13 protein-coding genes are annotated in these 13,490 nt (G+C 29.6%); 6 read left to right on the plus strand and 7 right to left on the minus strand.

The genetic code is table 11. The features are described from left to right. A partial coding sequence (locus ABIK75_07250; GenBank protein MEO0090880.1) for an IMP dehydrogenase occupies window positions 1-669 on the plus strand: 669 nt, incomplete at its 5' end. A gap of 363 nt (window positions 670-1,032) precedes the next feature. Here ABIK75_07250 and ABIK75_07255 read toward each other — a convergent pair. Further along, entirely contained in the window at window positions 1,033-1,416 is a 384-nt protein-coding gene (locus tag ABIK75_07255; protein MEO0090881.1) for a hypothetical protein, read from the minus strand. Between the two features lie 82 nt (window positions 1,417-1,498). On the opposite strand from ABIK75_07255, the gene lptE reads away from it, so the two are divergent. The 3 genes from lptE to ABIK75_07270 are packed head-to-tail and all read left to right on the plus strand — an operon-like array spanning window position 1,499 to window position 4,766. Next, complete coding sequence (gene lptE, locus ABIK75_07260) at window positions 1,499-1,972, plus strand: LPS assembly lipoprotein LptE (protein MEO0090882.1); 474 nt, start codon at window positions 1,499-1,501, stop codon at window positions 1,970-1,972. Beyond that, a complete protein-coding gene (gene rlmD, locus ABIK75_07265; protein MEO0090883.1) occupies window positions 1,966-3,288 on the plus strand; it encodes a 23S rRNA (uracil(1939)-C(5))-methyltransferase RlmD in 1,323 nt (440 codons plus the stop codon). Before lptE ends, rlmD begins: the two co-directional genes overlap by 7 nt. A gap of 2 nt (window positions 3,289-3,290) precedes the next feature. Then, complete coding sequence (locus tag ABIK75_07270; protein ID MEO0090884.1) at window positions 3,291-4,766, plus strand: amidohydrolase; 1,476 nt, start codon at window positions 3,291-3,293, stop codon at window positions 4,764-4,766. Here the strand turns inward: ABIK75_07270 and rsmA are convergent. The 4 genes from rsmA to ABIK75_07290 are packed head-to-tail and all read right to left on the minus strand — an operon-like array spanning window position 4,750 to window position 8,851. Then, entirely contained in the window at window positions 4,750-5,550 is an 801-nt protein-coding gene (gene rsmA / locus ABIK75_07275; protein ID MEO0090885.1) for a 16S rRNA (adenine(1518)-N(6)/adenine(1519)-N(6))-dimethyltransferase RsmA, read from the minus strand. The genes ABIK75_07270 and rsmA overlap by 17 nt on opposite strands. Beyond that, a complete protein-coding gene (locus tag ABIK75_07280) occupies window positions 5,522-6,280 on the minus strand; it encodes a TatD family hydrolase (GenBank protein ID MEO0090886.1) in 759 nt (252 codons plus the stop codon). Before ABIK75_07280 ends, rsmA begins: the two co-directional genes overlap by 29 nt. Continuing rightward, complete coding sequence (gene metG, locus ABIK75_07285; GenBank protein ID MEO0090887.1) at window positions 6,281-8,257, minus strand: methionine--tRNA ligase; 1,977 nt, start codon at window positions 8,255-8,257, stop codon at window positions 6,281-6,283. It lies immediately after the preceding gene. 45 nt (window positions 8,258-8,302) lie between these two features. Further along, entirely contained in the window at window positions 8,303-8,851 is a 549-nt protein-coding gene (locus tag ABIK75_07290; protein ID MEO0090888.1) for a hypothetical protein, read from the minus strand. Between the two features lie 76 nt (window positions 8,852-8,927). On the opposite strand from ABIK75_07290, the gene ABIK75_07295 reads away from it, so the two are divergent. After that, window positions 8,928-10,223 carry an MFS transporter gene (locus tag ABIK75_07295; GenBank protein ID MEO0090889.1) on the plus strand — a complete coding sequence of 432 codons (1,296 nt, stop codon included), beginning with the start codon at window positions 8,928-8,930 and terminating at the stop codon, window positions 10,221-10,223. Here ABIK75_07295 and ABIK75_07300 read toward each other — a convergent pair. After that, on the minus strand, window positions 10,220-11,140 hold the full coding sequence (locus tag ABIK75_07300; protein MEO0090890.1) for an RsmB/NOP family class I SAM-dependent RNA methyltransferase: 921 nt from the start codon (window positions 11,138-11,140) through the stop codon (window positions 10,220-10,222). The genes ABIK75_07295 and ABIK75_07300 overlap by 4 nt on opposite strands. After that, the gene (locus ABIK75_07305; protein MEO0090891.1) at window positions 11,137-12,198 is read right to left on the minus strand and encodes a DUF763 domain-containing protein; all 1,062 of its coding nucleotides are present in this window, start codon (window positions 12,196-12,198) and stop codon (window positions 11,137-11,139) included. The genes ABIK75_07300 and ABIK75_07305 overlap by 4 nt, the downstream gene beginning before the upstream one ends. 51 nt (window positions 12,199-12,249) lie before the next feature. Between ABIK75_07305 and ABIK75_07310 the strand changes: the two genes are divergently transcribed. Beyond that, entirely contained in the window at window positions 12,250-13,233 is a 984-nt protein-coding gene (locus ABIK75_07310) for a hypothetical protein (GenBank protein ID MEO0090892.1), read from the plus strand. Window positions 13,234-13,490 lie beyond the last annotated feature (257 nt).

Genomic DNA, 13,490 nt, shown 5'->3' on the forward strand with positions numbered 1-13,490 from the left:
AAATTTCCTGATATTCAATTGGTAGTTGGCAATGTTGCTACTGCTGAGGCTTGTTTAGATTTAATAAAATTAGATGTGGATGCAGTGAAAGTAGGAATTGGACCAGGTTCAATTTGTACAACAAGAGTAGTTGCTGGTGTTGGTGTTCCCCAGATAACTGCTATTATCGAAACAAGCAAAATTTTAAAAAAATATAAAATTCCCTTAATTGCTGATGGTGGAATTAGATATTCTGGTGATATTGTAAAAGCATTAGCCTGTGGAGCCGATAGTGTAATGATTGGAAATCTTTTTGCTGGAACTGATGAAAGTCCTGGTGAAGAAATATTATTAGAAGGAAGAAGATATAAGATTTATCGGGCAATGGGCTCATTAAGTGCAATGAAAGCAGGTTCCAAAGACAGATACTTCCAAGAAGAAGCAAAAAAATTTGTTCCTGAAGGAATAGAAGGTCTTGTTCCTTATCGTGGTAAAGTTTCTGAAGTCATTTTCCAATTAATTGGCGGCTTAAAAGCCGGTATGGGTTATGTCGGGGCAAAAAATCTTAATGAATTAAGGAAAAAAGCAAGATTTGTAAGAATTACTTATTCTGGTTTAAAAGAGAGCCATCCCCACGATATTATAATCACCAAAGAAGCACCCAATTACGAAAAACCAAAATTCCTATAAATATAAAGTATAGGGGTAGGGGGTATATACCTATAAGTTCTTACAAATCAAAGACTTAGATAGGTATAGGGTTATCCCTATGACTATCTACTATACTAATTAGGATATAAATAAAAATACCAAAAATATATCTTTTTCTTATTGACTTAAAAAAATCTTATTGTACTTTTTAAAATATAAGTTTGTAAAAAATAATTAAGATAATTTGTTAAAAAAATCTTATAAAAGAATTAAATGTTCAAATTGGAAAATATAAAGGAGGAAAAAAGTCTTTATTAGGTGTCGTATATAAGAGTAGATAATTTTAAAGTTTTATAGTTTACATAATATATATTACCAGAACTTATATATTTTATATAGATGTTAAATTCTTATAATTTTCTCGCTTAAAGGCTTAACAAAGGGAATTTCCCAATAGTTTCCGCGCCAGGCATTTATAAAACCAACAAAAACTAAATAAAGATATAATATGCCAATAATTATTCCTATAACATTTTTAATTATCCAAGCAATAATTTTAAAAATTAAGCCAATAATAAAGATTTGTCCCAAAAGATTGGCGAATATAAAATGAAATATCCAAATAGAAAATGTAATGATTAGTAAAAGAATAAATAAAGTTAAACCTTGTTTAGCATGATGGCAGGCAAATTCATCTTCTTTAGTAAAGATTATTGGAATAAGACCAAAAAAAGGGAAATAACTTAAAGCAGCCAATACCAAACTTTCTTTATTATTTTTTTCCATTTATATAAAATACTAAAATTTCTTTAAAAATCAATAAATAAATTCTATTGATAAATTGTTTAATAATTTTATAATATATCTTATGAAATATTTTTCTTTACTACTTTTAGGTTTAACTATTTTGAAATGTGGTTATACAACACGAATTCCTTCTCATTTCGCTTATAAAAAGATCGCAATTTCTTTTATTGAAAATAAAACATTAAAACCAATGTTGGAAGTGATCCTTACCGAAGAGTTAGAAAATTATTTTAAAAGTATTCCTCAAATAAAGTTAGTAACCTTACAAGAAGCAGAATTAATTATTTCCGGAGTAATTGAGAATTATGAGAAAAAACCAGCAGTTTATGATGCTTTCCAAAATATTAGCGAGTGGCAAATAATTATTTCTTGTCAAGTAAAAGGCGAAGAAAAAGATACCGAAAAAACCGTGTTTAATAGTTTGATAACCCAATTTTTAAATTATTCTGTAGAAGAAGATGAAGAGAAGGTGGTAAAAGAGTTAATGAAGAAGATTACAAATGAAATCTATCGACAACTTTTTTCTCAATGGTAATTGAATTGAAAATTGATAAGGTTATCTTTGGCGGTTTTGGTTTAGGAGAGTATCAAGGGATAAAAGTCTTTGTCCCCTATTCTTTACCAGAAGAAAGATTGTTAATAAAAGTCAAAGAAAAGAAAAAACATTATTGGTTGGGTGAGATTTCAGAAATATTAGAACCTTCTCCTTTTAGAGTGAAGCCAAGATGTCCGGTGTTTACAAAATGTGGTGGTTGTGATTTTCAACAAGCCGAATATTTTTATCAATTGGTTTTAAAAAAATTAATAGTGAATGATTGTTTACAACACTTGAGTAAAATTTATTTTCCTCCCAAAAATCCTTTGCCGGTTTCTTGTTGGCACTATCGAAATAAGGTCCAGATGATGCTTGGGGAAAATCAAGAAAAAATTTTAATTGGATATTATCAAAAGGGTACCCATAATATTATAGAAACTCCTAATTGTTCTATTAATCGAGAAGAGTTCGACGAAATAAAAAATTATCTAATAGAATTCCTTAAAAATAGTAATTTAGAAATTTATAAGGAGAATAAAAAAAGTGGAAATCTGAGATTTTTGGTGATGCGCACTGGTGTGAAAACTAATGAAATTTTATTGATTATTGTGGGAAGATTTTATGAGAAAGAAATTGATAAATTTTATGATTTCTTACCCAAAGAAATACGAGAAAAAATAATTGGGTTTCTTTTTAATATTAACCCTATCCCTACCAATCGAATTCTTACGGACAACTTTTTAACGATTTTTGGTCGGGATTATTATTTTGAAGAATTACTTAATAAAAAATTTCGGATATCGGCAAATTCTTTTTTTCAAAATCATTATGAAGCCACTGAGCTTTTGATTAAAAGAATTATTGAATTAATTGAACCAGAAGAAAACGACCGAATCTTAGATTTATATTCCGGTGTTGGAATTTTTAGCATTATCTTATCTCTTTATGTGAAAGAAATAACTGGCATTGAAAGTGAAAGAAGTGCTTATGAAGATGCTCTTTTTAATAAATTAATAAATAATTGTCTCAATGTAAATTTTCTTTTAGGAAAATGTGAAGACGTTTTAGATAGTTTTGATAATATTGATAAAGTAATTTTAGACCCGCCCCGAAAAGGAGTAGATGAAAAAGTAATTAAGCATTTAAAAAGGATTAAACCAAGAATTATTTTATATATCTCTTGCAATCCGGCAACCTTTTCTCGGGATTTAAAAAGGATTTTAGAAATCGGTTATGAAATTGAGGCGATTGAACTTTTTGATATGTTTCCCCAAACTTATCATATTGAAGTATTAGGAAAGTTAGTAAGAAAATAGTGATGGAATTCTTAATTAAAGGAAATATCTATTTGGATGGTAAATTCCAAAAGGGATATCTTTTAATTAAAAATAAAAAAATCTGGGAAATATTTCTTACAAAAGAAATTCCTAATTATCCAATGATTGATTATGAGAATTATTATATTTTACCAGGCTTTATTGATTCTCACATTCATCTTTTGGAGTTAGGACTTTTGAACATTTTTCCTAACCTCTCCCAAATTTCTTCTCTTAATGACCTTTTTGACACAATTGCCGAGGCAAAAAAGAATCTTGCTTATTTACCTTTTTTGATATTCTTTAATTTTGATTTGGAAAAAATAAAAGAAAAAAGATATCCGAGAAGAAAAGAATTGGATAAAATTGTTGATAAGAAAACTTTGATAATTTCTCAAATAGATGGTCATACAACTATTTTAAATACTTATGGATTAGTAAAAATTTTTGACCAAAATATTGTTTCCGGAATGGAATTAGACCGATATAAAGAGCCGACCGGAGTTTTACGTGGAGAAGCAAACGAAATAGTCCATAAATATTACAAAAAAAATTTACCTTCCGATATAAAAATTTTCGCCTTCCGAGAAGCAGAAAAGAATGTTATCAAAAACGGTATTACCACTTTATGTGCAATGGTTGGCGAAGAAGAAGACAACTCTTATGAAATTCTTTTAGAAAATTTAGATGGTTTCCAAACAGAAATAATAATTTTCCCACAGATAAAAGATATTAAGAAAGTTAAAAGTTTAGGATTAAAAAGAATTGGTGGCTGTATTTTGATTGATGGTTCATTATCTTCTTATACGGCTGCCCTTTCTGAGCCTTATAACGATAATCCTAATACTTCTGGGATTCTTTATTTTACTGATGAGGAACTTTATAAATTTTTAAGAGATGCTGATAATGAAAGTTTACAAACCGCTGTTCACGCGATTGGTGATAGGGCAATTGAGCAGGTAGTTAATATTTACGAAAAATTTCTGAAAGAAAATAGTTTGAGACACCGAATTGAGCATTGTGAAGTTTTAAATAATGAATTAATAAGAAAAATAAAAAAATTGAATTTAGTTATCTCTTGCCAACCTGCTTTTGAATATTTTTGGGGCGGAAAGGGCAAATTATACGAAAAGAGATTAGGAGATAGAATAAAGTTTACTAATCCTTATCGTAGTTTACTTAATGAAAATATTATTTTAATTGGTGGCTCTGATGCACCGATTACACCGCCGAATCCTTTGTTAGGAATTTACTCGGCACTTAATCATCCAAATGAAAAAGAAAGAATTAATTTGAATGAAGCAATAGATTTATTTACTAAAAATGGTGCTTACGGAGTATTTTTAGAAGATAGAAAAGGAGAGATTAAAAAAGGTTATGATGCCGATTTAGTAGTATTAGAAGATTTGCCTGTTGAGAATTATAATATAAAAATTAAAGCAGTTTATAAGAAAGGTGAGATTATTTGGCAAGATTAGTAAAAAGAAGATAATACTCTTTTAACTCAATCTCCTCTGGTCTTTTAGTTAAATCAATAGATAATTCTTTTAAAATTTCCAATTTTTCTTTACCAAAATTATTAGAAATAATATTTACTAATTTTTTTCTTCGCTGAGAAAAAATCTTTCTCAAAAATCTAAAGAAACTTTCATAATCAACATCATAAAAAGGTCTTTCTCGCGGAATAATCAACATTACCATTGCGGAAACTTTTGGTGGTGGTGAAAAATATTTTCTTTCAATTACAAAAAGGCTTTTTTTAATAAAAAAATTATCGGTTATAATAGTTATTGGTGAGTAATCTTTAGTTTTAATTTTTGCCAATAATTTGAAAGCAAACTCTTTTTGGAAAGAGAGCACTGCTTTTTGAAAATGGTTACGGTATTTTAATAGCCAAAAAATAAGTGGTGTAGAGATACTAAAAGGAATATTGCCGACAATTATTAAATCTTTTTTATCACTAATATCATATTGTAAAATATCTTTACAAATTAACTCCAAATTTTCTATATTTTTAAATTTCTCTAATAAGAGGTCAACCAATCTTTTATCAATTTCTATTCCGTAGACAAATTTTGTTTTATTTACTAACTGTTCAGTTAGAATTCCGTCACCAACACCAATTTCCAAAACAGTTTCATCACCTCTTAACTCTAAAGAATCTATTATCCTTTGGGCAATCTTTTTATTCTTTAAAAAGACTTGGGATAAGGATTTTTTTGGTTTTACTCTTTTAATTAATTGCGAAAAGTCTTTTAGCATTTTCTTCAACTTTCTTTTCTAATTCTTTTAATTCGATTTCTAAAATTTCGCTCACTTTTTGATAAATATATTTAATATAGGTAGGTTCATTCCTCTCCCCTCTTTTCGGAACCGGTGTTAAATAAGGAGCATCAGTTTCTAATAATAATCTATCTAAAGGCGTTTTCTTTAAAAGTTTTTCTAATCTTTGACTACCAAAAGTGATTACTCCGGAATAAGATATATAAAGACCTAAATCAATAGCCGTTTTTAAAATCTCTTCATTGCCAGAAAAACAATGTAATACACCTTTAAAATAATTTATTTCTTTCAAAATTTTAAGACCTTCTCGATGACTTTCGCGCAGATGGATATTCATTGGCAAATCAAATTCTTTAGCAATCTTTACTAGTTCTTTAAAAACTTTTATTTGATTTTCTTTTTGAGAATAATTCTTATAAAAATCTAAACCAATTTCACCGATGCCACAAATTTTTTCTTCTTTCAATAATTTATAAATTTCTTTGATATCTTCTTCTCTTACTCGGTCAGCCTCGTGAGGATGAATACCGACATTACCGTAAAGAATTTTATCTTGTTTTATAATTTCAATTAGTTTCCTACTATCTTCTAAATCAATACCTACTAAAATAATTAAATTAACTCCCTCTTTCTTTGCTCTTTCAATTACTAATGGAAAATCTAATTTGTAATCCTCTTCTGTTAGATGGGCGTGGATATCACAAAACATTTATCTAACAATACTACCGGGAGGAACATCTTTATCTGTAGTCAAGATAGCAATCGCTTTTTCTTCGCCGACTGCCAAAATCATACCATTAGATTCAATACCTTTAATTTTTATTGGTTGGAGATTGCATACCACAATAACATTTTTACCAATCAAATCTTTTGGTTCATAGGTATTACCAATTCCGGCAACAATCTGTCTTAACTCATTACCAATATCTATTTCGAAAACTAATAACTTATCGGTTCCTTTTACTCTTTCACAATTAAGTACTCTGCCCACTCTTAAATCAAGTTTTTTAAAATCTTCAATGGTAATTTCCATTTTTCCTCCTTTTAATTTCTTTAATTGTAATTCAATTTTTTCATTAGGAATTTTGTTAAACAATATTTCTACTTCTTTTAAAATAGGCTTTCTTAATAAAAACTCTTTTTCTAAAACATCATCCCATTCAAATTTTTCTAAATCTAAGAAATTTCTAATTTTCTCACAAGTAAAGGGTAAGTAAGGTCGAAAAAGAACTTCAATACTTTTAATTAAAATTAAACAGTTGGCAATAGTCTTTTCACATTTTTTTAAATCACTTTTTACACTTTGCCAGGGTGCTTGGTAATCAAAATACTGATTACCAAAAGAGGGTAATTTCATTAATTCTTTTAAGCCATTCTTAATCTCAAAATTTTCAATAAAATTTTCTGCCCTTATTTTTACTTCTTTAATTGTTTCCAAAACTTCATTGGCTAATTCCCAATCTTCCGGTACTTTTCCTTTTAGATTTCTTTTAATGAATAATAAAACCCGATTAACAAAATTTCCTAAAATATCAGCCAATTCATTATTTGCTTTTATCTGAAAGTCTTTCCAAGTAAAATCAATATCGCTTGTTTCTGGTAAATTGCTTGCCAAAGTATAACGGAGCAAGTCCGGTGGGAATTCTTTTAGATAATCAATAAGCCAAACCGCCCAATTTTCTGATGTTGATAATTTTCTGCCTTCTAAATTTAGAAACTCATTTGCCGGAATATGATAAGGAAGGATATAATCACCGTGTGCCATTAGCATTGCTGGCCAGATTAAAGCGTGAAAAATAATATTATCTTTACCAATAAAATGGATTAATCTTGTTTCCGGATTTAACCAATATTCCTTCCATAAATCACCTTTATTATTCTTTTCTGCCCATTCAATTGTGGAAGAGATATAACCAATCGGCGCGTCAAACCAAACATATAAAACTTTATTCTCGGCTTCTTCCAAGGGGATTTTTACTCCCCAAGGTAAATCTCGACTAATCGCTCGGTCTTCTAATCCTTGATTTAATAAACCTAAAGAAAATTTTTTGACATTATCTTTCCAATAATCTTTCTTTAAAAGCCATTTTTTTAATTTTTCTTGTAATTTACTTAAAGCAAAGAAATAATGGAAGGTCTTTTTTTCTACTGGTGGATTATTACAGATTTTACATTTTGGTGAGATTAGTTGGAAAGGTTCAAGCCAACGGCCACAAATTTCACATTGATCACCCCGTGCCTTGGGATTTTGGCAGAAAGGACAGGTTCCATAAACATATCTATCGGCTAAAAATAATTTACAATTCTCACAATAAAATTGAATCACCTCTTTTTTGTAGATATAGCCTTTTTCATAAATCTTCAAAAAGAATTCTTGGGAAATCTTATGATGAAGTGGCAGGGATGTGCGTGAGAAATTATCAAAGATAATCCCAAAATCTTCAAAGGCTTTTTTTATTCTTTCATAATAATAGTCAATCACTTCTTTGGGCGAGCATTTCTTTTCTAAGGCAGCAATAATAATCGGTACACCATGCTCATCAGTGCCACAAATATGGATACAATCTCTTTTTCTTGACTTTTGATAACGGACATAGATATCAGCTGGCAAATAACAACCGGCTAAATGACCTAAATGGATATCGCCATTCGCATAAGGTAAGGCACTGGTTACCAAAATTCTCATAGAAAAATTATAAAAGAATAAAAGAAAAAAGTCAAAAAATTTTATTTAATATTCTCTTACAAATCGGTAAAATGTTTTATGTAAGAAAATATGATCCCACTCCTCTTCCAATATTGGTTTTCCTTCATAATAGAATTTTACTCCGTCAATCCATTCTCCTTTATAATCTTCTTGTAAAAAGGATTTAATTAAGGTTAAACTGGTAAAATAACCACCAGTAGAACCTTGAAAATACATTTTTCGCCAAGAAGGTAAATAACCAGTTGAATCATGAGTGATAAACTCTCTTAAATCAATAATGGCAATTTTTTTATTATTCTTCTCTTCAATTCTTAAAACATTTATTGGTAAACCACCAAATTTAAATCGGGATAACCGCTCAGCAATTATTTTTAATTTTTCTATCAGAGAAAGATTTTTAGGTATGGCAACATAAAAATTTATTTCTTCTTTTTCTGCTTGTTCATCAGAGCCGTAGATTGGAAAATATTCTATTTTTATTTTTTCTTTCCTAATTGTTTGCCAAAAATAAACCAAACCGAAAATTGTTATGCTGACCAAGATAAAGATTAATATTAACCGGATATTTTTCATCTTCTCATTTTAGATTATCTTTTTGAAAATATCAATATAAAATTTGCCTTTTCTTTTTTATTAATTATAATTAAAGGTGAATTTTTTAAGCATTAAAAATATTTTTCGTTCTTTTAAATATTACAATTTTCGCCTCTATTTTTCTGGTCAAAGTATTTCCCTTATTGGTACTTGGATACAAAGATTGGCAATGCCTTGGTTAGTCTATCGTTTAACCAATTCTCCTTTTCTTTTAGGTGCGGTTGGTTTTGTTGGTCAGGTGCCCACTTTTTTGTTTACTCCTTTTGCCGGTGTTTTGGTTGACCGTTGGAATAAATATCAGACTTTAATTATTACCCAAGTTTTGGCAATGATTCAGGCTTTAATAATTTTCTTTCTTTATATCTTGAAAGTTTTAAATATCTGGCAGATATTTATTTTAAGTATTTTTCTGGCAATTATTAATGCTTTTGATATGCCTTTGAGGCAGGCTTTTATTATTGAACTGATTGATAATAAGGAAGATTTGGGTAATGCCATTGCCTTAAACTCCTTAATGGTTAATATGGCTCGGCTTTTAGGTCCTTCCTTGGCAGGAATATTAATCTCTTTGACCAATGAAGGAATATGTTTTTTAGTGAATGCGATTAGTTATATTTTTGTTATTATCTTTCTTTTGAAAATGAAGATTAGTAATAATAGAAGAGAAAATAAAAAAGAGTTTTTATCCCTTTTTAAAGATTTGAAAGAGGGTTTTTTGTATGTTTTTGGTTTTCCACCATTAAGATATATCATTCTTCTTTTGGCATTAATAAGTCTTGTTGGTATGCCTTACACAATTCTTATGCCTATTTTTGCTTCTAAGATTTTACACGGTAATGCTTATACTTTTGGATTTTTGATGGCTGGCTCCGGAATTGGTGCTTTGATTGCTGGTCTTTATCTTGCTTCTCGAAAAACGGTTTTAGGTTTAGGAAGAATTCTTGCTTTTTCACCAATAATTTTTGGACTCGGTTTAATCCTTTTTTCTCTTTCGCGAAATTTTTTACTCTCTTTTTTGATGATGATTGTTACTGGTTTTGGAATGATTTTAAATATGACTGGTAGCAATACCTTATTACAGACAATTACCGAAGATGATAAAAGAGGAAGGGTAATGAGTTTTTATACAATGGCATTTATTGGTATTGCTCCTTTTGGCAGTCTTTTGGCAGGAACATTGGCAAGTATTATTGGTGCTCCTAATACCCTTTTATTTGGTGGAATCTGTGCTATTATTGGTGGAATTTTATTTGCTCTTAAATTACCCGAAATAAGAAGATTGGTAAGACCGATCTATTTAAAATTAGGAATTATTTCAGAAATCCCAAATAATCTTCCCTCTTCTCATTAAATCTTTTTAATCTTACAGACAAAAAAACCTTCACATTCATTATAATGGGGATAAATCCTTACACATTTTTTCAATTCTTCGTTCTCAAATCCTTCCCATTTAGTAATTCCTTCACAGATTTTTATACCAGGAATATTTATCTCTTCTAAAATAGCATTCTCATATTTATTTAATAAAAAATTTATTACTCCTTCATTCTCTTCCGGTGCAAAAGTACAGGTAGAATAAACCAAGGTTCCACCTTTTTTAAGGCTTTTGAAAGCCGAGATAATTAAATTCTTTTGGATTTTTGCCATTTTATTAATATAAAACTCACTCCAATGGTTTAGGACTTCATAATTTTTATTAATCGTTCCTTCGCTACTACACGGAGCATCTAACAAGACTTTATCAAAATATTCATAAAAGAGGTTGCCAAATCTTTCACCGTGTAAATTAGTAATTACGACATTTAGAGAGCCCATTCGGTCAATATTACCAGTTAATGCTTTTAATCTGTCAATATTTATGTCATTGGCAACTATTAAACCGGTATTTTCCATTAATGCCGAAATTAATGTCGTCTTGGAACCGGGAGCAGCGGTTAAGTCTAATACCTTTTCATACTTCTTCGGTTCCAAAACAATTGGTGGAATCATTGAAGCCATATCTTGGACATAAATATAACCTAAAAAATGTTCCAAGGTATTACCGATAGAAACTTCATCCCTTTCGCTTTTTAACTTAAAGGCATAAGGATAAAAAGGTATTGGCTCACAATCATACTTTCTTATAATCTCTTCCCTATCTTGTTCGTTTGCCTTTAAGGGATTTATTCTTATATAAATTCTTAATCTTCTTTCTAAAAATTCTAAAAAGTGAGGAAAATCAGGAATAACCTTTTCGTATCGAAAGATAAACTTTTCAGGAAGTTTCAAATTGCTGATAATCTTTTGAGGGCAGAAATTTTTTCTTCTCTGCCAATCTTACTTTCTTTTATTGCCTTCTCTAATAAATTAATTGTGAGTTCATAATCCTTCCTTACAATCGGATAAGGATGACCGTCTTTACCACCATGAGCATAAGAAAAAATCCTCACATCCCGAAAACTAATATTCTCATTATAAACTAAATGGGAAATCAAAGTTAATGCCCTAATTGTCTTCTCCCCTATTCCTTCTAAACTAATTAAAGACAAAAAATCTTTTGGCTTCTCTTCATAAATCTTTTTCAATTTTTTATGTAATCTTTCCAAAGAAAAATCTTCAATTATTACCGGATGTTCTCTGGGTAATTTTAGACTGAGAACATAAGATAAATCTTTTATATTTTTTTCTGGCTGTCTCTGGGCAATTTCCGAGATTGTTTTTCTTATATTCTCATTCTCATAGGCAACTAAATTTAATACTTTTTTATGAGATTTTAAAGAGACAACTGCCTTATGAGGTTCACAGACATAACTTTTCAACTCCTTTGAATGCCAATGGTATCTTCTTGCCAAAGAAGTATTGGGATTCATTCCTTGCTGGATAACAACCCATTCACCATCTTTTGTCGCAAAAATTGTGTGATGATATAAAGAGTAACCATCTTGTAAGGCAACCGAATCAATTTTTGCAGTCGTTTTAGAAGCGAAAATTAAGGGAGAAGTATCAATTCCCAATTTATTACCAATTTCATCCAATTCGTTAGGAGTATTTAATGCGGTCTTTCCTTTACCACCAGCAATAATTATTTCTTTGATATTAAGTTCTCTTACTGCCTGTTTCAATGCCGCACAGACAGTTGTTGTCAGACCAGAAGAATGCCAATCAAAACCTAAAACACAGCCAAGTGCCTGAAACCAAAAAGGATCAGAAAGTTTTTCTAAAAGAAAACTCGGTTCTTTCTCCATTAAAAAAAGTTCAATAATCTTTGAACCTAATCTTACCATCAAAGAAAAAAGCCATCTTGGTGCTTCACCATAATGTAAAGGAAGTTCGCATATCCTTGGCATCTTTTTATTTTAATTTGAATTTTTTAAAAAGTCAAAATATAATATAATTTAATGAAACTTAAAGGTGTTTTATTATATTCCGGTGGATTAGATTCTACTTTAGCCGGTCTTATTTGTGGGAGACTTGGTATTGAGATTTATCCCTATCATTTAAAGACACCTTTTTGTAAATGTCCGAAAACCTGTGATAGTAGGATTTCTTTTTTGAAAAATGTTAAATTAGATTTTGCTGGTATTGATTACATAAAAGAAGTAGTTTTTCAGCCAAAATATGGTTATGGCAGGGGAATGAATCCTTGTATTGATTGTCGGATATATCTTTTTAAAAAGGCAAAGAAATATTTAGAAGAAATAAAAGGTGATTTACTAATTACCGGTGAAGTATTAGGTCAGAGACCAATGAGTCAACATCTTCATCAATTAATGATTATTGAGAAAGAAGGTGATGTAAAAGGTATTGTTTTAAGACCATTATCGCAAAAACTATTACCACCAACAATCTTTGAAGAGAAAGGCTTAATTGATAGAGAAAAACTTTACGGAATAAAAGGTAGGCAAAGAAAAGAGCAGATAAGATTACTACAAGAATTTGGTATTTTAGAAGTTCCGCCAACATCTTGCGGTTGTCTTTTGGTGGATGAGAATTTTTCCAAGAGATTAAAAGATTTCAAAGATAATTTGAAAGGAGATTTTGATTTATTAGATATTGAGATTTTAAAGATTGGTCGCCATTTTCGAATTGATGGCAAAAAATATGTGATTGGTCGGGATAAAGAAGAGAATGAGAGGTTAATAAAAATTGGTGAAGTTAAAAATTACTTTTTAGTAATTCCGAAAGATTTTAATGCTCCCGTTTTGCTTTCATCCGAAAACGAGATTCAAGAAAAGGTTTTTCAATTAATCACTGCCTATTCCAAAGATAAAAGAAAAGAATTCTTTTGTCTTGTCAAAAAAGGCAAAGAGATAATAAGGGAAGAAAAAATCACCATTGCCAGCACACCAAAAAGAGAAGATTTCCAAGTTTATAAGATATAGAGTTTTAAAATAGATAACTTACTCTTATCATTTTCTGTGTTTATTCATTGGGTTTAATTTAATATACCCTATTATTTATTTTGGCGGGTAGTTTCATTCATTAGTCCATCCATTCAGGTTCACATAGTTCTCAAAATTTTTTATCTTTCTTCTTTTGGCTACATTAAGCAAAGATATTTCATTTTTATACACAAAATATTTCAAGAAATCAAGAAAATTTATAGTATAGATTTTAAATTCCTCTTTGGTAGATTACA

It is taken from the genome of candidate division WOR-3 bacterium (genome assembly GCA_039801725.1).
Lineage (GTDB): Bacteria > Hydrothermota > Tepidihabitantia > Tepidihabitantales > DTDR01 > DTDR01.

Bases quoted from the DNA above. Each gene is read 5' to 3' on its own strand.
- rlmD (MEO0090883.1), top strand. From the start codon at position 1,966: ATGGTAATTGAATTGAAAATTGATAAGGTTATCTTTGGCGGTTTTGGT.
- ABIK75_07270 (MEO0090884.1), top strand. From the start codon at position 3,291: ATGGAATTCTTAATTAAAGGAAATATCTATTTGGATGGTAAATTCCAA.
- metG (MEO0090887.1), bottom strand. From the start codon at position 8,257: ATGAGAATTTTGGTAACCAGTGCCTTACCTTATGCGAATGGCGATATC.
- lptE (MEO0090882.1), top strand. From the start codon at position 1,499: ATGAAATATTTTTCTTTACTACTTTTAGGTTTAACTATTTTGAAATGT.
- rsmA (MEO0090885.1), bottom strand. From the start codon at position 5,550: ATGCTAAAAGACTTTTCGCAATTAATTAAAAGAGTAAAACCAAAAAAA.
- ABIK75_07305 (MEO0090891.1), bottom strand. From the start codon at position 12,198: ATGCCAAGGATATGCGAACTTCCTTTACATTATGGTGAAGCACCAAGA.
- ABIK75_07280 (MEO0090886.1), bottom strand. From the start codon at position 6,280: ATGTTTTGTGATATCCACGCCCATCTAACAGAAGAGGATTACAAATTA.
- ABIK75_07290 (MEO0090888.1), bottom strand. From the start codon at position 8,851: ATGAAAAATATCCGGTTAATATTAATCTTTATCTTGGTCAGCATAACA.
- ABIK75_07310 (MEO0090892.1), top strand. From the start codon at position 12,250: ATGAAACTTAAAGGTGTTTTATTATATTCCGGTGGATTAGATTCTACT.
- ABIK75_07255 (MEO0090881.1), bottom strand. From the start codon at position 1,416: ATGGAAAAAAATAATAAAGAAAGTTTGGTATTGGCTGCTTTAAGTTAT.